The organism is Arthrobacter pascens (assembly GCF_030816475.1).
In the GTDB taxonomy this organism is placed as follows: Bacteria; Actinomycetota; Actinomycetes; order Actinomycetales; family Micrococcaceae; genus Arthrobacter; species Arthrobacter pascens_B.
In genome coordinates this window covers 1,623,184-1,643,359 of the sequence record NZ_JAUSXF010000001.1, presented here as the reverse complement: position 1 = coordinate 1,643,359, position 20,176 = coordinate 1,623,184, and the positions used below count along the sequence as shown (strand labels likewise).

Annotated in this window: 16 protein-coding genes, 1 tRNA gene and 1 pseudogene; 9 read left to right on the top strand and 9 right to left on the bottom strand. The window is 64.5% G+C overall.

Going from position 1 to position 20,176, the window contains the following annotated elements:
• Nucleotides 1-20: 20 nt before the first annotated feature.
• A complete protein-coding gene (gene exaC / locus QFZ40_RS07565) occupies nt 21-1,544 on the bottom strand; it encodes an acetaldehyde dehydrogenase ExaC (protein ID WP_306903680.1) in 1,524 nt (507 codons plus the stop codon).
• A 447-nt stretch (nt 1,545-1,991) separates the two neighbouring features.
• Here exaC and QFZ40_RS07560 point away from each other — a divergent pair, with 447 nt between their 5' ends.
• Both QFZ40_RS07560 and QFZ40_RS07555 read left to right on the top strand, forming a co-directional pair.
• The gene (locus QFZ40_RS07560; protein WP_306906858.1) at nt 1,992-3,269 is read left to right on the top strand and encodes a helix-turn-helix domain-containing protein; all 1,278 of its coding nucleotides are present in this window, start codon (nt 1,992-1,994) and stop codon (nt 3,267-3,269) included.
• A 189-nt stretch (nt 3,270-3,458) separates the two neighbouring features.
• Nucleotides 3,459-4,799 carry an ATP-binding protein gene (locus tag QFZ40_RS07555; RefSeq protein WP_306903679.1) on the top strand — a complete coding sequence of 447 codons (1,341 nt, stop codon included), beginning with the start codon at nt 3,459-3,461 and terminating at the stop codon, nt 4,797-4,799.
• Between the two features lie 94 nt (nt 4,800-4,893).
• Here the strand turns inward: QFZ40_RS07555 and QFZ40_RS07550 are convergent, their stop codons facing one another.
• From QFZ40_RS07550 to QFZ40_RS07520, 7 genes and pseudogenes are all read right to left on the bottom strand, one after another.
• Nucleotides 4,894-6,243, bottom strand: a complete 1,350-nt coding sequence (locus QFZ40_RS07550; RefSeq protein WP_306903678.1) for an MFS transporter — start codon at nt 6,241-6,243, stop codon at nt 4,894-4,896.
• Nucleotides 6,244-6,403: 160 nt separating this feature from the next.
• A complete protein-coding gene (locus QFZ40_RS07545; protein ID WP_306903677.1) occupies nt 6,404-7,201 on the bottom strand; it encodes an IclR family transcriptional regulator in 798 nt (265 codons plus the stop codon).
• A 277-nt stretch (nt 7,202-7,478) separates the two neighbouring features.
• A complete protein-coding gene (locus tag QFZ40_RS07540) occupies nt 7,479-7,769 on the bottom strand; it encodes a hypothetical protein (protein ID WP_306903676.1) in 291 nt (96 codons plus the stop codon).
• Nucleotides 7,770-7,887: 118 nt separating this feature from the next.
• Nucleotides 7,888-7,963, bottom strand: a tRNA-Val gene (locus QFZ40_RS07535).
• Nucleotides 7,964-8,062: 99 nt separating this feature from the next.
• Entirely contained in the window at nt 8,063-8,983 is a 921-nt protein-coding gene (locus QFZ40_RS07530; RefSeq protein ID WP_306903675.1) for an NAD-dependent protein deacetylase, read from the bottom strand.
• 6 nt (nt 8,984-8,989) lie between these two features.
• Complete coding sequence (locus QFZ40_RS07525; RefSeq protein ID WP_306903674.1) at nt 8,990-9,493, bottom strand: peroxiredoxin; 504 nt, start codon at nt 9,491-9,493, stop codon at nt 8,990-8,992.
• Nucleotides 9,490-9,910 (bottom strand): annotated as a pseudogene (locus QFZ40_RS07520) (DUF3052 domain-containing protein). Before QFZ40_RS07520 ends, QFZ40_RS07525 begins: the two are co-directional and overlap by 4 nt.
• 399 nt (nt 9,911-10,309) lie before the next feature.
• On the opposite strand from QFZ40_RS07520, the gene aceE reads away from it, so the two are divergent.
• The 6 genes from aceE to QFZ40_RS07490 all read left to right on the top strand — a co-directional run bounded on the left by aceE (nt 10,310) and on the right by QFZ40_RS07490 (nt 18,302).
• Nucleotides 10,310-13,078: a pyruvate dehydrogenase (acetyl-transferring), homodimeric type gene (aceE, locus tag QFZ40_RS07515; protein WP_306903673.1), complete on the top strand. Its 2,769-nt coding sequence runs from the start codon at nt 10,310-10,312 to the stop codon at nt 13,076-13,078.
• 179 nt (nt 13,079-13,257) lie between these two features.
• The gene (locus QFZ40_RS07510; protein WP_306903672.1) at nt 13,258-14,502 is read left to right on the top strand and encodes a PucR family transcriptional regulator; all 1,245 of its coding nucleotides are present in this window, start codon (nt 13,258-13,260) and stop codon (nt 14,500-14,502) included.
• 88 nt (nt 14,503-14,590) lie between these two features.
• The gene (locus QFZ40_RS07505; RefSeq protein WP_306903671.1) at nt 14,591-15,520 is read left to right on the top strand and encodes an ACP S-malonyltransferase; all 930 of its coding nucleotides are present in this window, start codon (nt 14,591-14,593) and stop codon (nt 15,518-15,520) included.
• Nucleotides 15,517-16,578: a beta-ketoacyl-ACP synthase III gene (locus tag QFZ40_RS07500; RefSeq protein WP_306903670.1), complete on the top strand. Its 1,062-nt coding sequence runs from the start codon at nt 15,517-15,519 to the stop codon at nt 16,576-16,578. The genes QFZ40_RS07505 and QFZ40_RS07500 overlap by 4 nt, the downstream gene beginning before the upstream one ends.
• Nucleotides 16,579-16,659: 81 nt before the next feature.
• The gene (locus tag QFZ40_RS07495; RefSeq protein ID WP_306903669.1) at nt 16,660-16,905 is read left to right on the top strand and encodes an acyl carrier protein; all 246 of its coding nucleotides are present in this window, start codon (nt 16,660-16,662) and stop codon (nt 16,903-16,905) included.
• 161 nt (nt 16,906-17,066) lie between these two features.
• Complete coding sequence (locus QFZ40_RS07490) at nt 17,067-18,302, top strand: beta-ketoacyl-[acyl-carrier-protein] synthase family protein (protein WP_306903668.1); 1,236 nt, start codon at nt 17,067-17,069, stop codon at nt 18,300-18,302.
• Nucleotides 18,303-18,406: 104 nt separating this feature from the next.
• Here the strand turns inward: QFZ40_RS07490 and QFZ40_RS07485 are convergent, their stop codons facing one another.
• Nucleotides 18,407-18,910: a DUF3145 domain-containing protein gene (locus QFZ40_RS07485; protein ID WP_306903667.1), complete on the bottom strand. Its 504-nt coding sequence runs from the start codon at nt 18,908-18,910 to the stop codon at nt 18,407-18,409.
• Between the two features lie 381 nt (nt 18,911-19,291).
• On the opposite strand from QFZ40_RS07485, the gene QFZ40_RS07480 reads away from it, so the two are divergent.
• Nucleotides 19,292-20,176 carry an SDR family NAD(P)-dependent oxidoreductase gene (locus QFZ40_RS07480; RefSeq protein ID WP_306903666.1) on the top strand — a complete coding sequence of 295 codons (885 nt, stop codon included), beginning with the start codon at nt 19,292-19,294 and terminating at the stop codon, nt 20,174-20,176.

The window sequence follows — 20,176 nt, the reverse complement described above, 5'->3', positions numbered from 1 at the left end:
TGCGGTGGTCCCTGACCGGGCTAGAAGAAGCCGAGTTTGTTTTCGGAGTGGCTGACCAGAAGGTTCTTGGTCTGCTGGTAGTGGTCCAGCATCATGGTGTGGTTTTCACGCCCGATGCCTGAGGACTTGTAGCCGCCGAACGCGGCGCCGGCCGGGTAGGCGTGGTAGTTGTTGACCCAGACGCGGCCGGCTTGGATCTCGCGCCCGGCGCGGTAGGCCACGTTGCCGTTGCGGGACCAGACGCCGGCGCCGAGGCCGTAGAGGGTGTCGTTGGCGATGCCCATGGCGTCGTTGTAGTCGCTGAACTTCGCCACCGAAACGACCGGGCCGAAGATTTCCTCCTGGAAGATCCGCATCCTGTTGTGGCCTTCGAAGATTGTGGGCTGGACGTAGTAGCCGCCGGCGAGGTCGCCTTCCAGCTCGGCACGCGCGCCGCCGGTGAGCAGTTTGGCGCCTTCCTGCTTTCCGATGTCGATGTAGGAGAGGATCTTTTCCAGCTGGTCGTTGGAGGCCTGGGCCCCGATCTGGGTGTCGGTGTCCAGCGGGTTGCCCTGAATGATCTTCTGAGTCCGGGCCAAGGCGTCGGCCATGAAGGAATCGTAGATGCCGTCCTGGACCAGGGCCCGGGACGGGCAGGTGCAGACCTCGCCCTGGTTGAAGGCATAAAGGGTGAAGCCTTCCAGGGCCTTGTCATAGAACGCGTCGTTGGAGTCCGCGACGTCGTTGAAGAAGATGTTGGGGCTCTTACCGCCGAGCTCCAGGGTGACCGGGATAAGGTTCTGGCTGGCGTACTGGCTGATCAAACGGCCTGTGGAGGTTTCACCGGTAAACGCGATCTTGCGAATCCGCGGGCTGGAGGCCAAAGGCTTGCCGGCCTCCACGCCGAAGCCGTTGACCACGTTCAGGACCCCGGCTGGCAGCAGGTCGCCGATGAGTTCCATCAGCACCAGGATCGAGGTCGGAGTCTGCTCGGCCGGCTTAAGGACCACGGCGTTGCCCGCCGCCAGGGCAGGCGCCAATTTCCACACGGCCATCAGGATCGGGAAGTTCCAGGGGATGATCTGGCCCACCACGCCGAGCGGCTCATGGAAGTGGTAGGCCGTGGTGTCCTCGTCGAGCTGGGACAGCCGGCCCTCCTGGGCCCGGATAGCTGAGGCGAAGTAGCGGAAGTGGTCCGCGGCCAGCGGGATGTCCGCGTTCAGCGTCTCCCGGATGGGCTTGCCGTTGTCCCAGGACTCGGCCACGGCCAGCATCTCCACGTTGGCATCGATCCGGTCCGCGATCCTGTTCAGCACCGCGGCCCGCTCTGTGGCCGAAGCCTTGCCCCACTCCGGGGCCGCCTTATGGGCGGCATCCAACGCCAGCTCAATGTCCTCGGCGGTGCCGCGGGCCACCTCGCAGAATGCCTTGCCGGTAACCGGGGTAAGGTTCTCGAAATACCGGCCCTTGACCGGGGCGACCCACTCCCCGCCGATCCAGTTCTCGTAGCGGTCCTTGAAGGTGACCTTCGATCCTTCGTGGCCGGGCTGTGCATAAACAGTCATGGTTCCTCCTCTGGAAAACGGACGTCTTCGTCCTGGCCCCCATGCTAAAACTTCAAAGGTTGCGACCAGGCTGCAATAGGGACCGGAATACCGGCGCGCGGCCCCGGCGCCCTTCTTGTCGAACGGGGTCTCTTGTCAATGATCAGCACCCCGTCGGGGTCGCCCAGGTGGCGGTTGACGTAGCTGAACAGATCATCACGCACCGCCCGGGTGCCAGTCCGTGGTGCATTGTCCCGGCATCCAACGATCCGCTGACCCGGACCAGGCAACCTACACACGGCGTATGCTTGTGATCAGGGCCACATCTGTCCCCTTCTGCCTGTCGATTACGGAGCCACCGTGCCCAAGCCCCGATCGCTGTCCCATGCCCCCGCGACGGCGGCAGCCACGCCCGCTGCCCAGCACGTCCCGGCGTCGAACCAGCTTGGGGTCAGGTCCGGGCAGGGGGTGCTCCGCAGAATCATTGAGGAATCCTGGCAGCGTTCGTTGGGTCTGCAGGCCGACCCCGATATGCCGCCGTCTGCGCTGACCTTCGACGGCGACGCCCTTAAGGAGTACCGCCGGGGCCATCCCTTGGCGTCCATCATGCCGGTGATTAACAAACTGCTGATTCAGCCCAGTTCCGAACAAGGGTTGCTGGTCGCTGTCGGGGATGAACTGGGCCGGCTCCTGTGGGTCGACGGAGATGCTGCCCTGCGCCGGCGCGCCGAGGGCATGATGTTCGTTGAGGGCGCGGACTGGTCCGAGGCCAGCGTCGGCACAAGCGCACCCGGGACCGCTCTGGCGCTGGGCCGCAGCGTCCAGGTCGCCGGCGCCGAGCATTTCAACCGGGCTGTTCACCCGTGGAGCTGCACGGCGGTGCCCTTCCATGATCCGGACACGGGGGCCGTGATCGGAGTCCTGGATATCACCGGCACCGAGATGGCAGTCGCCCCGCATACCCTGACCCTCGTTGAGGCCACTGTGGCGGCAGCGCAGGCGCAGCTGCGCGTGGAGCGGCTTCAGCTGGCCGCCGCGGAGCGGGACCGGCTCGCGGAGCGGCGCATGCCGGCTAGGGCCGCCGGACACAAAACTGTCCACGGGACCGGAAGCCGGACCAGCGCACCTGTGCGCAGTCTGTATCGCAACAGCCTGCAGTTGCTCGGCCGGGACAACGCTCTGCTTAGCATTGAAGGCAGGACGGTATCGCTGTCTCCAAGGCACAGTGAGATGCTTGCCCTGCTGAGCATCCATCCGGATGGTCTCAGCGCTGAGGAGCTGGGCAGCCTGCTCTTCGGGGAAGTCCCGGCCATGACACTTCGGGCGGAGATGGTCCGGTTACGGAAGGTACTTCAGCAGTTCAATCCTGCCGCCGTGCCGGAATCCCGCCCCTACAGACTCACCGTGGACGTCCTGCCGGACGCGGGCCAGGTTCTTGGCTGCCTCCAGCGCGGCGCACACCGGCTCGCCCTCGAAATTTATCGCGGTCCGGTCTTGCCCCACTCCGAGGCCCCAGGGGTGGTGAAGCTCCGCAGGCGCGTCTCCACACTCCTTCGGGAGGCGGTTCTAACGGACGGCAGTGCGGAAGCCCTGCTCCAGTACGCGGAACTTCCCGAAGCGGGCGATGACATTGCCGTGCGCATGGCGGCGCTGAAGCTGCTGCCGCCCCGCTCACCCAAGAGGGCCGCGGTGGTCGCCGACCTGGAGCGCCTGGAATCCGAACTCGGGACACACCGGCGTCCGTGAGCTGACCCACGGCGTTGCAACCTCGGCGCAACCCTCCCGTCCCTAAGCTGGGGACACCGGCCGCACTATGCTGACGCTTTCCTACTAATCCGCCAACACTTACGGTTGCGGCGTCCTGCTTCAGAAAGAAACCCCTGGTAGATTTCCGTGTCCGATGGGGACGCCAGCCAGCGAGAAAAGAGACATTTCATGACGACCTGGCGGATCAGGGATTTTCATTCGGCGGACCTGGACGGGATCCTGCATTTGTGGGAAACCCTCAAGGCCACCAACGTTGAACCGGTTTATGCCCTCTCCGAGGTGCTCGCTTCCTGCGAAAAGGACCACGCCGTGGTGGCGGTGCTGGGAGAGCAGGTGGTGGGTGCCGCCGTCGGACGCGCCGCCCACGACCAGGGCTGGATCGTCTTCCTGGCCACCCTTCCCGAGTTCCGCGGCCGCGGGATCGGCACCTCGCTACTGGCCGCCGTCGAGAACCGGATGGCCCCGCACGGGCTCAACAAGCTCTCCGCGCTGATGCCGGAGGCCGAAACCCGGGTGGAGGCCTTCCTGGGCCGGGGGTTCGCGCTCAAGAAGAACCTGCGCTACTTCGAACGGACCATTCCTGTGCAGCGCCAGGAGCTCGGCGCGCTGGGCCAGCTCGGCGGCCGCATCCTGGCCCGGGACCTCTGGGAAAACGTGGCCGGCATGCGGCGTGAGAAGGAACTGCTGGAACGGCGCCTGGTCCTGCCGCTGGCCCAGGCAGACCTGGCCGATGAGTATGGCGTGGTCCCGCCCCGGGCCGTCGTCCTTTTTGGTCCGCCAGGCACCGGAAAGACGACCTTCGCGAAGGCGATCGCCTCCAGGCTGGAGTGGCCGTTCGTGGAGGTGTTCCCGTCGCGGCTGGCCTCGGATCCGAAGGGTCTGGCCGGCGCGCTGCGGGAGACGTTCCTGGAGATCGCCGAACTGGAGCATGCTGTGGTGTTCATCGACGAGGTGGAGGAGATCGCCTCCCAGCGGTCGGGCGAACCGCCCTCTCCCCTGCAGGGGGTCACGAACGAGCTGCTGAAAATCATTCCGGCCTTCCGCGAACAGCCCGGCCGGCTGCTGGTCTGCGCCACCAACTTCATCCGCGCCCTGGACACCGCGTTCCTGCGCCACGGCCGGTTCGACTACGTCATCCCCATCGGCTTGCCGGACCCACAGGCCCGCGAAGCGATGTGGCAGCGCTTCATTCCCGCCGCGGTGGTGGACGAGGTGGACGTGGAACTGCTGGTGGACCGCACCAAGGGCTTCTCCCCGGCGGATATTGAGTACGCGGCCCGGAGTGCCTCCCAGCGGGCGCTGGAAAGCGTCGTTTACGGCAATGACAGCGACCGCCGGCTGTCCTCCGGCGGCGCGGCCTCCCGGGGAGGGATTTCAGTGCGCACGGCCGTCCGGAAGGGCCCGGCCACCCAGGATTACCTCGACTCGATCGTGGACACTCGGACCACGGTGAGCGAGGAGGTCCACGAACAGTTCCTCGAGGACATCGACGCGCTGGGCCGAGTGTAAGCCTGGTCTTCTTTACCGGCAAGACGAACGAGATTTACACCAAGGCGGCCTCCCCGATTCCGGGAAGGCCGCCTTTTTGCGGTGACTGGCAGCGTTAGCTCGCATCCTCCACGAGGACCAGATCGCGTCCGCTGGTCTCCGGAGTGAAGAACGTGGTGCCGAACGAGATCAACGCTAGAACCAGTGAGTACAGCGCCGGCACCAGCCACGAATGGTTGGTGGCTGCCAGCAGTGTCACGCCGATCAGCGGGGCGAATCCACCGGCGAGGACGGCGGAGAGTTCGCGGCTCAGCGCCACGCCGGTGAAGCGGTGCTGGGAACCGAAGAGTTCCGGGAGCAACGCACACTGAGGGCCGAGCATCGATTGGACACCAAGCGCGATGCCCACCACCATGACAAACCAGACAAGTGTGACGTTGCCCAGGGTGACCAGATAGAACGCCGGCAGGGCAATGATGGCCTGGAAGAGCGCGCCGTACCGGTACACGGGAATACGGCCGAATCTGTCGGACAGGGCACCGAAGGTCACCACCATCACAGCGGCGAAGCCCGCGGCAATCAGCAGCCCCGTTGGACCGATGAACTTGTCGCCGGGAAAGACCCCGGCCGGCATGCTGATGAAGGAGACCAGAAGCGCGGAGTAGATCGAGGAGTTTCCGTTTTCACCCATGCGCAGTCCGATGCCCATGAGCACATTCTTCTTCGAGTGCTTCCAGATCTGCCCCACGGGATTCTTGACCACAGCCTTGTGCTTTTCCAGCTCCTGGAAGACCGGGGTCTCCTTGAGGCGGAGCCGGATAAAGACGGCGATCGCAATCAGGACGACGCTCGCCAGGAAGGGCACTCGCCACAGCCAGCCGAGCAGAACGGCCTTGTCAGCCAGTGCCATCAGGGCGAACGTCCCGGCTCCCAGCAGGGTCCCCAACTGAATGCCGACGAACGGCAGGGAGGCAAAGAAGCCACGACGGCGGCGCGGGGCAACTTCAGAGATCAGCGTGGTCGCTCCTGCCTGTTCGGCGCCGGCACCCAGGCCCTGGAGGATGCGCAGTGCCACCAGCAGCACGGCACCGAGCATGCCTGCCTGCTCGAACGTGGGCAGGAGTCCGATCGCGAAGCTGGCCATTCCCATGATGCCGATGGTGAGGATGAGCACCATCTTGCGGCCGAACCTGTCTCCGATGTAGCCGAACACCACGCCGCCGAAGGGGCGGGCGGCAAAACCCACGCCGTACGTGGCAAAAGAGGCGATGACTGCTCCGCTTTCACCAAGCGGGGAAAAGAAAAGCGGTCCGAAGATAAGGGCCGACGCGAGACCGTAAATGTAGAAGTCGTAGTACTCCAGCGCGGAACCTACAGAACTGGCAAGAGTTGCCCTACGCAGCTGCTCCGGATCGACGACGGCGCCGTCCGCTTCAACCTGCGGTGATTTAGTACGAGTTGTCACATGAACTCCCTCAAAGCACTCCAGACCCCCGTTGGCCTGGTGGATAGCGACGCGACCTATGAGGTAGGTCACTATATTGAACAGAGTACAGTAAGTTGAACACTCTGCAACAGGGGCTTCGAAGTATCCCAGCTGCCCATCGAGACGGGAGGAAGCGGCGTCAGCCCATGGGATTCCCCAGCGACCGGGCCAGTTCCCTGAGTTCCTTCACCATCTGCGATTCCTGCTCAGGAGAGTAGGTTGCCTTGAGTGCCGTGACCGACAGCCCGAGGCTGGGACCGTGTGCGCCGCGTGTGGGCACTGCGACCGCCAGGCAGACTACGCCTGTCGTTGACTCCTCATCTTCGAAGGCGTACCCCTGCGCGCGGATGGTCTTCAACTGCGCTTTGAGTTCGGCGCCGGTCCGCAACGACTTCGGGGTCATCACCGGAAGTTCGGCATCGTCCGGGAACATGGCCTCTATATCGTGATCGTGGAGGCGCGCAATCAGCGCCTTGCCCACGGCGCACAGCGAAACGGGCATCTTGTCCCCGATATTGGATGTGAGCCGGACAGCCGGGTGCCCTTCGTACCTCGCCAGATAGATCACATGGGTTCCGTCAAGCATGGCTATGCGGACCGTCTCGCCGGAAAGTGTGGGTGCCTGCTCGCAATAGCGGTAGAACTCCTGCACCTCATCAAGCCGGCTGAGGTAAGCGGCCCCGAGTTCCACCAGCTTGCGGCCCAGGGTGAACTCGGCTCCCTGCCTGTTGATGAGCCGCGCCTCCTCGAGGGCCAGAAGGAGATTTGACGTGGAAGACTTGGGGATGCCCAGTTCCCGGGCAAGATCACTCAATGTCAGCCTCCCCGTCGCCGACGCGGCAAGCGCCTCCATGACGGCGGCCGCGCGGGTAACAGCAGGCGCCGGCGACGCGCTTCCCAGCCCGTCGGAGGCTCGTGATGTGCGGGAATCGGCCATGATTCTCCTTCAATAGCGGGGGCGCCGATGCTCTTCTGCATCAAGGGTGTCCATTGCAGTGAACAATAACCATCCTAGTGGTTGGTCCAGGCTTCAAGGCGGCTGCGCGCTTTCGATGGCCCGCAATGTTGGGGACGGAACGGCGTGGTGTTTTTTGTTTCAGGAAGTTCACGGTATATTCATCTCAGACCCTCCACCGCGGCATCCCCCAATAGTCGCGGTGGAGGGTTTTCCAATGCCCGGGTCCCGGCGCTCAGGCGATGTCTGCCAACCCTGCTCACGCCACGTCGGCCACCGACCTCCTCAGCTGCCAGCCGCCGCCAAGGCCGTCCCTCTCGAGCAGCATGGTGGTCAGGGCTGACCTCTCGTTGCTCCCAAGCCGGACCTGAACCTGCAGAACCTCCACGTCGACACGGCTGAGCCCCCGGGGCATCCGGCGCCGGGACTCCCACCATCGCACCCGCTCAAACCACCTGACCGGATCGGCACCGACGGCCCATTCACGGCCGTTGCTCACCACCGCCGTCGGCGTTCCGTTTGCTGCCGTTTTCACCACCACGTGTTCCATACAGGAGACAGTAGGCGGAGGCACCGACAATATCCGAGCGCCAGTCAGGCGCAGGGCGAAAGTCACCATACGGCACAAAAAACCCCGCCGCTCCATACTTGGAGCAACGGGGTTCTGCTGGTGGGTCCTACCGGGATCGAACCGATGACATCCACGGTGTAAACGTGGCGCTCTACCAGCTGAGCTAAAGACCCAAAGTGCGGTTTCACCGCGTTTCCGCGCTTCACCAACGAACATAGACTCTACCTGACCTGCGGGACCAAATGCCAATCGATGGCCGGTTGGAAAGAGGGTTACAGGGGCGGCAGCTCTGCGGCGAGCCAAGTCAGGGCCTCGCTCACGCCGGCATCCAGTTTGATGGTTGCCCGGTCGTCTCCGCGGGTCTCGCCCCGGTTGACGATGACCACAGGCTTCCCGTGTTTTGCCGCATGCCGGACGAACCTCAGCCCGCTCATCACGGTGAGCGATGAGCCTGCAACCAGCAACGCAGCGGCATCGTCCACTATGGCGTAGGACCGCTCAACGCGCTCCCTGGGGACGTTTTCGCCGAAGTAGACAAAGTCCGGTTTCAAGGTCCCGCCGCACGCCGGGCAGAGAGCGACCACGAAACTGCTGATGAGCCCCTGGTCCTCAACGGTGGAGTCGGCGTCGGGCGCCATTTCCACCAGGCCAGACTGTGTGGCCTCCTCCAGGAAACCCGGGTTGAGCTCCTCCAGCACTGCGGCAAGGAGGCTGCGGGAGTATATCCGTCGGCAGTTCAGGCACACCACCTGGTCATACCGGCCATGGAGATCCACCACGTTGAAGCTGCCGGCATCCTCGTGCAGCCGGTCCACGTTTTGCGTGATGACGCCGGAGAGCAGTCCGCGGCGCTCCATCTCCGCCGCGGCCCGGTGTCCCTCGTTGGGATCCGCGTGCCGTAGCCGGGACCAGCCGATGTGGTTCCGGGCCCAGTATCGCTGGCGGTTGGCCGGATCGCCGACAAACTCCTGATAGGTCATGGGCGAACGCGGCGGGGAATCGGGTCCACGGTAGTCGGGAATGCCCGAGTCAGTACTCAGCCCCGCGCCGGTCAGAAGCGCAATGCGCTTCCCTGCGAGCAGGCTGCGGATGCTGTTCAGCGTTTCCAGGTCCCCGTCCGATGGAGCGGCAGGGCTGACAGGCGGCATGCTGGCGAAACCTGTGAGTCCGACGCCATGCCGTTTCTGTTCCATCCGGAGTCAGGTCCCTCCGAGGTCCGCCAGGGCGCTTCGGTATTCTGCCAGCTCGCGTGCCTGGCCGCGGGGGTTCACCACGACGTGGCGGATGATGCCGGTGGCGTCGATGATAAAGGTTCCGCGGCGTGCCATTCCGCTTTCGGGATCAAAAACGCCGTAAGCCCTGGCCACGGCCCCGTGCGGCCAGAAGTCGGCCAGCAGGTCGAAGCCGTAGCCTTCCTTTTCCGCATACGCCCTCAGGCTGAATTTGCTGTCGACGGAGACGGCCAGGACGGTGGCATTGGCGTCTTCGAAGGATGCGAGGTTGTCCCGGATTTCACACAGTTCGCCGGTGCAGATGCCGGAGAAGGCGAAGGGGTAGAACAGTACGACGACGTTTTGCCCCCGGAACGATGACAACCTGACCGGTTCGCCGAACTGGTTGCTGAGCTCAAAGTCAGGGGCGGCATCGCCCACTGCGGGGACAACTGCCTGGCCGGCAGCAGTCCCCGTGAGGGCTGCTGTCACTTGTTCTTCCTGGTCACCAGCCGGGTTGCACTCCAGTCCTTGGAAACGCCGACCGACGTGGTGCAATGCAGTCCCGCCGTGGGCGCGGCCTCCTGGATCTCGGCAGGCGACACGTAGCCGGACCGGCCGGACTTGGGTGTCAGCACCCAGACCACTCCGCCCTCACCCAGGGTAGTGAGCGAGTCTACGAGGGTGTCAACAAGGTCGCCATCGCCGTCCCGCCACCAGAAAATGACAGCATCGACAACGTCGTGGTCGTCCTCATCAAGGAGCTCGGAACCGGTGAGCTCCTCTATATCGTCACGTAAGTCGAAATCGACGTCGTCGTCGTAACCGAACTCCTGAATCAGATCCCCGTTCTTGAAACCCCAATTTTTCCGCCACATTTACCGAAGTGGCGGCGTCGGCCTCGCTCACGTGTTCCTCCAATGCCTCATACATGCGGTGCGCATAGTGATTTCCATTACTCCAAGCCAACACCCTTTGTGCCTGCGCTTCAAGCTGCAGGCACCGCGATCCGCCATATTCTGCGTCACATCCGGTACCGGCAACCCGCATCGCAGCGGCTTTTCGTCACACAACCAGTATGACGGCGAAATACAACAGGGGTGCCAAGGACGCGGCTACGCATCGCGCTGCGGTCAGAGTTAGAGTGACAGATGACGACTATGCCTGCGGGGCGACCGCCCTGGAACTCAAGGCAGGCATGGGCGTGATGAGGACCCTGCCCGGCGCACATGACCGGGCTGATGTAACCGATACGTCGCACACGTCGCATTTACGCCGGACAGTCACCCTGCCCGGCCTAGGGCGCCGATGCTTGCGCGCAAAGAGAGGTTGGACGTGGCTGCAGGAGAAGAGACCTCCCATATCCTTAGCGGGTTGACTGACCAGCTGCCTGATCGCGATCCGGAAGAGACTGCCGAATGGGTTGAGTCCCTGGATTCGTTGATCAGGGAACGGGGCACGGAACGTGCCCAATACATCATGCGGAGCCTGTTGCAGCGCGCCGGTGCGCAGAGCGTCGGGGTGCCGATGGTGACGACCACGGATTACGTGAACACCATCCCGGTGGACCAGGAAGCCGAGTTCCCCGGCAATGAGGAGTTCGAGCGCCGGTACCGGGCATATATGCGCTGGAACGCCGCGGTGATGGTGCACCGGTCCCAGCGGCCCAACATCGGGGTGGGCGGGCACATCTCGACCTACGCCGGGGCCGCCACCCTGTATGAGGTGGGCTTCAACCACTTCTTCCGGGGCAAGGACCACCCAGGCGGAGGGGACCAGGTATTCTTCCAGGGCCACGCCTCCCCCGGCATGTACGCCCGCGCCTTCATGGAAGGACGACTGTCCGAGGAGGACCTGGACGGGTTCCGCCAGGAGAAATCCCGCGCCGGCCACGCCCTCTCCTCGTACCCGCACCCGCGGTTGATGCCGCATTTCTGGGAGTTCCCGACAGTCTCGATGGGTATCGGGCCGATGAACGCGATCTACCAGGCCCAGTCAAACAGGTATCTGCACAACCGCGGCCTGAAAGACACCTCGGACCAGCAGGTCTGGGCGTTCCTGGGTGACGGGGAAATGGACGAGCCAGAGTCCCGCGGCCTGCTCCAGCTTGCCGCGAACGAGAACCTGGACAACCTGAACTTTGTGATCAACTGCAACCTCCAGCGCCTTGACGGGCCTGTGCGCGGTAACGGCAAGATCATGCAGGAGCTCGAAGCGTTCTTCCGCGGCGCGGGCTGGAACGTCATCAAGGTCGTCTGGGGCCGGGAATGGGATGAGCTGCTCGCCAGGGACACCGACGGGTCGCTCGTGAAGATCATGAACGAGACCCTGGACGGGGACTACCAGACCTACAAGGCCGAGTCCGGCGGGTTTGTCCGCGAGCACTTCTTCGGCAAGACCCCGCAGACCAAGGATCTCGTCGCGGACCTGAGCGATGACCAGATCTGGAACCTCAAGCGCGGCGGCCATGACTACCGCAAGGTCTACGCCGCGTACAAGGCGGCCACCGAATTCAAGGGCAAGCCCACCGTGATCCTGGCCAAGACGGTCAAGGGATACGGACTCGGACCGCACTTCGAGGGCCGCAACGCGACCCACCAGATGAAAAAACTCACCCTGGATGACCTGAAGAAGTTCCGCGACCACCTGCGGATCCCGGTCAGCGACGAACAGCTGGAGAAGGACCCCTACCAGCCCCCGTACTTCCACCCCGGCACCGACGCCCCGGAAATCGCCTACATGATGGAACGCCGGGCCGCTCTCGGCGGGGCCGTGCCCGAACGCCGCTCCCGGCATCAGGGCATCGAGCTTCCGGATGCGAAGGCCTACGAGGTCGCCAAACGCGGATCCGGCAAGCAGCAGGCCGCGACCACCATGGCCTTCGTGCGGCTCCTCAAAGACCTGATGCGGGACAAGAACTTCGGCCAGCACATTGCCCCGATCATCCCGGACGAGGCACGCACCTTCGGCATGGACGCGTTCTTCCCGACCGCGAAGATCTACAACCCCAAGGGCCAGAACTACCTCTCCGTGGACCGGGACCTCGTCCTGGCCTACAAGGAATCCCCTGCCGGCCAGCTCATCCACCCGGGTATCAACGAAGCCGGCGCGGTCGCGGCGTTCACCGCTGCCGGCACCGCGTATGCCACCCACGGCGTGCCCCTGGTCCCGGTTTACGTGTTCTACTCCATGTTCGGCTTCCAGCGCACTGGCGACGCGTTCTGGGCCGCCGCGGACCAGATGACCCGTGGCTTCATCATCGGCGCCACCGCGGGACGGACCACGCTTACCGGCGAAGGGCTCCAGCACGCCGACGGCCACTCCCCCCTGCTCGCGTCGACGAACCCGGCAGTGGTCACCTACGACCCCGCCTACGGCTACGAGATGGGTCACATCATCCGCGACGGCCTCGAGCGGATGTACGGACCCGACTCGTCAGACCGTAACCTGATGTACTACCTCACCGTGTACAACGAGCCGATCATCCAGCCCGCCGAACCTGAAGAGCTGGACGTCGAAGGTGTGATCAAGGGCATCTACCTGCTGGCACCGGCAAAGATCGACGGCCCGCGGACCCAGATCCTGGCGTCCGGCGTTTCCGTGCCCTGGGCCATCGAGGCCCAGCAGCTCCTCGCCGATGACTGGGGCGTGTCGGCAGACGTCTGGTCTGTCACCTCCTGGAACGAACTGCGCCGCGACGGCATGGCCGCCGAGGAAGAAGCGTTCCTGAACCCCGGCCAGCCCGCACGGGTTCCGTTCGTCACCCAGCAGATGGCGGGGGCAACGGGCCCGATCGTGGCAGTCTCGGACTACATGAAGGCCGTCCCGGACCAGATCCGCCAGTTCCTGCCGAACGAGTTCGCCTCCCTCGGCGCTGACGGATTCGGCTTCTCGGACACCCGCGCCGCAGCTCGCCGCTTCTTCAAGAACGATATCCACTCCATTGTGGTGCGTTCCCTGGAAATGCTGGCCCGCCGTGGCGAGGTTGACGCGCAGTCGCCGATCAAGGCGATCGAAAAGTACCGGCTGCACAACGTCAATGCCGGTTCAACCGGCAATGCCGGCGGAGAGTCCTAACCCGACCACCGCAAGCTGCACCACGCGACGACGGCGGCCCTCACCGAAAGGCGGGGGTCGCCGTCGTCGTCTGTTGTTACCCTTTGTCCGGGACCGGAAGCCGGCTGTGACGCTCAGCCCTGGGCGTTGTAGCCTTCGCACAAATGGAGCTTGGCGGACAGGCACCGTATGCTCAAAGAATGCCAGAGCCAACCACCCCGCCTGTGAAGCGCAAGCCGTCCTCGCGCAGCACGACGCCGGAGAAATCCGAAACCCTGAAAAAGCTTCGGGCGAGCGTAGGCCAGTTGTCCACGACCACCATGCGCCAGCTTGAAAAATCATTGCCCTGGTACAGCCGGCTGAGCTCGGATGAGCGCTCGGCGCTGGGCATGGTGGCACAGAACGGCATCGCCGCCTTTGTCACCTGGTATGAACGCCCCAGCTCGCCGTCCTGGATTCTCACCGACGTCTTCGGCACGGCTCCCACTGAGCTGACCCGGTCAATCAGCCTCCAGAAGGCCCTCCAGCTCATTCGCATCGTGGTTGAAGTGGTGGAGGACCAGGTGCCTGTCATCGCGCCCGAAGCCGACCAGCCCTCGCTCCGGGAAGCGGTCCTGCGCTACTCACGCGAAGTTGCCTTCGCCGCGGCGGATGTCTATGCACGGGCCGCCGAATCCCGGGGATCGTGGGACACACGGCTTGAAGCCTTGATCGTTGACGCCATCCTGCGCGGCGAGAACACCGATGCTTTGCGCTCCAGGATCGCCGCGCTCGGCTGGAAAGCGCAGGAGCGTTTCACCGTGATGGTGGGAAATTCTCCTTCTGAGCCCAGCGCGAGCTATGTCAGTGAACTCCGCAGGATGGCTGGACGCTACGCCGAGGACGCCCTGGTAGGAATCCAGGGTGACCGGCTGATCCTGATCCTTGGGGGCGTGCAGGACCGCGAAACGGCATACCTGAAGCTCAGCGAAATGTTTGCGCCCGGACCGGTTGTCTACGGGCCGGAAGCCGGTTCCCTCCTTGAGGCCAGCGGGTCTGCGCAATCAGCATTTGCCGGCCTGACCGCCGCGCGTGCCTGGCCCTCCGCACCGCGCCCCGTGGCGGCCGATGATCTGCTCCCGGAACGCGTCATCTCCGGCGACGACGCGGCGCGCCGGTCACTGGTCAAGAACATCTACCGTCCACTCGTGGCAGCCTCCAACGGGCTCGTGGAGACGCTGGGGACCTACTTGGAACTGGGGCATTCCCTCGAGGCCACCGCCCGCGAACTTTTCGTCCACGCCAACACTGTCAGGTACCGGCTGAAGCGCGTATGTGACGTCACAGGCTGGGATCCGCTGCTTCCCCGGGAGGCTTTTGTGCTGCAGGCGGCCCTTGTTGTCGGGCGGCTTTCGGCACCTCCGAAAGCTCCTGCAGAGCGTCAAACGGCGCGGAACCAGAGTTGAAGCGTTGTAGACTTCCTACAACCTGATCCCATGAGCTTGGTGCAGTGAAACACCGCTGATCACACACATATTTTGGAAAGCTGGAGATGTGCTTGCAATAGTCTGCCCTGGACAGGGCTCACAGACCCCGGGTTTTCTGGCCCCCTGGCTGGAACTGCCTTCGGTAGCAGGCCAGCTGGCCTCCCTCAGCGAAATAGCAGGCATCGACCTGACCGCCCACGGGACCACCTCGGACGAGGAAACCATCAAGGATACTGCCGTGGCGCAGCCCCTCATTGTGGCGGCCGGCCTGGTCGCGGCGGCCTCCTTGTTCGACGTCGAGCTCAGCTCACTGCCAGTGGTCCTTGCAGGGCACTCCGTGGGTGAGATCACGGCGTCGTCCCTCGCAGGGGTCCTCACCGAACAGGAAGCCATGACTTTCGTCCGCGAACGTGCCAACAGCATGGCCGCAGCAGCCGCCGTCACTCCGACCGGCATGAGCGCGGTGGTGGGCGGGGATCCGGCCGAGGTCCTGGCCGCAATCGAAGCCTCCGGCGCAACGCCGGCAAATGTGAATGGCGCGGGCCAGACTGTGGCCGCAGGAACATTTGAACAGCTTCAGTCCCTGGCAGACAATCCTCCGGCCAAAGCTCGCGTTATTCCCCTCAAGGTGGCCGGCGCTTTCCACACCGCCCACATGTCGCCTGCCGTCAGCGCCCTGGAGGCTCTCAAGCCGGAGCTTAAGCCGCAGAAGCCGCAGGTGCCGCTGCTCTCCAACTTCGACGGCCGGGAAGTCATCGACGGGGCCGCTGCCGTCGACAGCCTGATCGCCCAGGTCTCCCGCCCCGTGCGCTGGGATCTGTGCATGGAGTCGCTGGTTGAGCGCGGCGTCACTGGTGTCATCGAACTGGCCCCCGCGGGCACCCTCGCCGGCCTGGCAAAGCGCGGGATGCCCGGCGTGAAAACGGTCGCCGTCAAAACCCCGGACGACCTCGCTGCAGCCCTGGCACTCTTCGCAGAATTGGAGGGAAACGCATGAGCGTTCCCACACTGAAACAGGCCCCCGTCAACGAGAACACCCGGGTCCTCGGCATCGGCGCCTACCGGCCCGAAATCATCGTCACCAATGACGACGTCTGCCAGTGGATCGATTCCTCGGACGAATGGATCCGCCAGCGCACCGGCATCATTACCCGCCACCGGGCCCCTGCCGAAGTCAGCGTCATTGACATGGCTGAAGGTGCGGCGCGGGAGGCACTCCAGAAGGCAGGAATCGAGGCTTCCCAGCTGGGGGCAGTCATCGTCTCCACGGTGACGCATCCCTATGCAACACCGTCGGCGGCCGCCAGCCTGGCCGACCGCATCGGCGCCACTCCGGCCCCGGCCTTTGACATCTCGGCCGCCTGCGCCGGGTACTGCTACGGCATTGCACAGGGCGACGCGCTGGTCCGCTCAGGTGCCGCCGACTACGTCCTGGTGGTTGGAGCCGAAAAGCTCTCCGACGTCATCGACAACCATGAGCGGACCATCTCATTCCTGCTCGGTGACGGCGCCGGCGCCGTGGTGATCGGCCCCTCGGACACTCCGGGAATCGGCCCGTCCGTGTGGGGCTCGGACGGCAGCAAGTGGGATGCCATCGGCATGACACGCTCCATGCTTGATGTGCGCGACCTCAGCACCTCCGCCCGTCAGGCCGACGAGTCAGACGACCAGGCCATCATTTCCGCGGCGCAGGACCTCTGGCCCACCCTCCGCCAGGACGGCCAGACGGTCTTCCGCTGGGCGGTGTGGGAAATGGCCAAGGTCGCCCAGCAGGCTCTCGACGCCGCCGGGATCCGGGCCGAGGAGCTCGTGGCTTTCATCCCCCACCAGGCAAACATGCGCATCATCGATGAGATGGTTAAGAAGCTGCAGCTTCCCGAAACCGTTACAGTTGCCCGGGATATCGCCGACGCGGGAAACACCTCAGCCGCCTCCATCCCCCTTGCCACCCACCGCCTGCTCCAGGAAAACCCCGGACTCAGCGGCGGCCTGGCGCTCCAGATCGGCTTCGGCGCCGGCCTGGTCTTCGGCGCCCAGGTAATCGTCCTTCCTTAGGAACGCCCCACACAGACCGCATCCGCGGTCTGCACCGTTTCCGGCAGCCCCCGCCGGCAATAACAAGAAAAGGAGCCATCAATGGCTAGCAACGAAGAGATCCTGGCCGGCTTGGCTGAAATCGTCAACGAAGAGACCGGCCTGGCCCCGGAGGCTGTCGAGCCGGACAAGTCCTTCACTGAGGACCTGGACATCGACTCCATCTCGATGATGACAATCGTGGTCAACGCTGAAGAGAAGTTCGGCGTGCGCATCCCCGACGAAGAGGTCAAGAACCTCAAGACCGTCGGCGACGCCGTCAGCTTCATCGCCGGCGCACAGGCCTAATTCGGGCCCCGGCCACTTACGGCCGGCTGGACTGCCGGTGCCGATTTTCACCGGGCCGGCAGTCCACCGCATCCACCCCGGCAGCCAGATGCCGCACACCCCACACGCGGGACCGCCGGAAGCAACCGGATACGGCCTGCCCACCGACAGAGAGTGATCCCATGACACGCAAAGTAGTCATTACCGGTCTGGGTGCCACCACGCCCATCGGCGGCGACGTACCCACTATGTGGAAGAACGCGCTTAAGGGGGTCTCCGGTGCCCGCACCCTGGAAGACGACTGGGTTGCCAAGTATGAACTTCCGGTCCACTTCGCCGCACGGTGCAGCACTCCCGCCCTCGATGTCCTGGGCCGCGTCGAGGCCAAGCGGATGGATCCGTCCACCCAGTTCGGCGTGATCGCCTCCCGTGAGGCCTGGGCGGACTCCGGCATCACGGAAATCGACCACGACCGCCTGGCTGTTGCCTTCGCCACCGGCATCGGCGGCGTCTGGACCCTCCTGGACGCGTGGGACACCCTGAAGGAAAAGGGACCGCGGCGCGTTCTGCCCATGACTGTGCCCATGCTGATGCCTAACGGCGTCGCGGCGGCCGTCAGCCTTGACCTCGGCGCCCGTGCCGGCGCGCACACCCCCGTTTCAGCCTGCGCTTCCGGAACGGAAGCCCTTCACCTCGGCCTGGACATGATCCGCTCGGGCAAGGCCGACGTCGTCATGTGCGGTGGCGCCGAGGCAGCCATCCACCCGATGCCCCTCGCGGCGTTCGCCTCGATGCAGGCACTCTCCCGCCGCAATGATGATCCGCAGGGCGCTTCGCGTCCGTACGACCTCGGCCGTGACGGCTTTGTCATGGGCGAAGGCGCCGGTGCGCTGGTCCTCGAGGCCGAGGAGCATGCCCTTGCACGCGGCGCCCGCATCTATGGCGAACTCGCCGGCACGTCGGTCACAGCGGACGCGTACCACATCACGGCCCCGGACCCCGAAGGCCTCGGCGCAACCCGGGCGCTCAAAGCTGCCATGTTCGATGGCCGGATCCAGGCCGAAGACGTGGTGCACGTCAATGCGCATGCCACCTCCACTCCCGTGGGTGACAAGCCGGAGTACACCGCGCTGCGTGCCGCCCTGGGCAGCCATATCGACCATGTGGCAGTCTCGGCCACGAAGTCCCAGATGGGCCACCTTCTGGGTGCCTCGGGCGCTGTGGAAGCCGTCCTCACGGTACTCGCTGTCTACGAACGCAAAGCTCCGGTCACGATCAACCTCGAAAACCAGGATCCGGAGATCCCGCTCGACGTCGTCACCTCCGCGCGTGACCTGCCGGCCGGGCACATCGTGGCCCTGAGCAACTCGTTCGGCTTCGGCGGACACAACGCCGTGATCGCTGTCCGCAGCGTCTAGCACCCCACACAAAGAGGAGGCACCGCCGGTTGGCGGTGCCTCCTCTTTTGCTATGGAGTCTTACAGTGGTGGCCACCCGGCCAGGGGCCGGAAAACGACGGCGGTCAGACCACCTGGTGCAGCCAGCGCACCGGAGCACCCTCGGCAGCATGCCGGAACGGCTCGAGCTCTTCGTCCCAGGCCTCTCCGAGCGCGAGGGACAGCTCATGGTAGACGGCGGAGGGATCCCCCGCGCCGGACTCGTAGGCGTAGCGGATCCTGTCCTCTGACACCATGATGTTGCCGTGGACGTCCGTTACGGCATGAAAGATCCCAAGCTCAGGGGTGTGCGACCATCGGCCACCATCGACGCCCTGGCTCGGTTCCTCGGTGACCTCATAGCGGAGGTGCGCCCAGCCGCGGAGGGCGGAGGCAAGCTGCGAACCTGTCCCCGGAGTGCCCGTCCAGGAGAGCTCGGCCCGGAACATCCCGGGCGCGGCAGGCTGAGGGGTCCACTCAAGATCCGTCCGCTTGTCCACGACGGATCCGATGGCCCACTCCACATGCGGGCACAGTGCAGTCGGGGCCGAGTGCACGAACAACACACCGCGGGTCATTGCAACAGACATTCCATCCTCCATAGCTGTAGGTACGTCTTCCCCAACGACCTCTGCCTGGATGGAACTGTCCTGCGCCGTCTCCCTCACGGCTCTGATCCCTGACTGTCTATTAAGCTGTGTCCGGACTAGCCATGACGGGCGAAGCATAGAGCTTCAAGCGACACTTGAAAGTTGCCGGACGTGACTCTTATTGTGCCGTACGCCGCCTAATTACGCCAGTGCAATTACCCCGGTCACCATGCGCGGGCTTTCTCATGACGCCGGATGTACCATGACTGCCATGGCGGGTATGCGAATTCGGTTTTGTGGATCACCACTGCTTTGTGGATCACTAGTGATCGTCGGCCCTTTCATGGCTGGTCGACGGCCGTGACGTCAATGGATGGTCGAGTGGCGCTCGTGACGGGCTCCACCGGTGGACTCGGAAAAGCGATCGCTGCGGCGCTGGCACGCGAAGGCGGGACGGTGGTGGTTGTTGGACGCTCACAGGCTCGAGTCGAAGACGCTCTGCGGGACGTTCGTGCGTCCGTCCCCGGGGCGAAACTGGAGCCGCTAACGTGCGACCTCTCCAGCCAGGCATCCATTCGCACCGCCGGGCATGAGTTCCTTTCCCGCCACGACAGGCTGGACGTGCTGGTCAATGCCGCTGGCGTGTTCCGCAAGGAGCGCCATGTGACGGCCGACGGTCTGGAGCTCACGTTCGCCACCAACGTGATGAGTTACTTCCTCCTCACGAACCTGCTCTTGGATGCGCTCAAGAAGGGCGCAGCGCAAGGCACAGACTCCGAACGCGCCGAACTGAACCCGGGAAGATCGGGGGCGTCGCGGATCGTCAACATCGCCTCCAGGTATTCGAACGGACCCTGGTCCACGAAGCTCGACTTCGACGACCTGCAGACTGCCAAGGGCAAATACAGCTTCATGCGCTCGACGCCCCCTACGATGCTCGCCCGCGTTCTCCTCACCCAGGAGTTCGCGGAGCGCCTGCGCGGGACGGGCGTGGTGGTCAATGCCGTCCACCCGGGCCTCGTTAAGGACACCGCGCTCCTGCAGGACGTGGGCGGACCGTTCCGGCTGCTCACAAATACCTTCGGTGCCTCCGCCGATAAGGCCGCCGACACCCCAGTCTGGCTGGCTACTTCCCCTGAGGCGGCAGGGGTCTCGGGTAGGTTCTGGGCTAAGCGCAAAGAGCTGCCGACCCCCGGGATGGGTTCGGATCCGCAGGCACGGAAGCGGTTGTGGGAGGAATGTGAGCGGCTTTCCCGTCCCGCATGA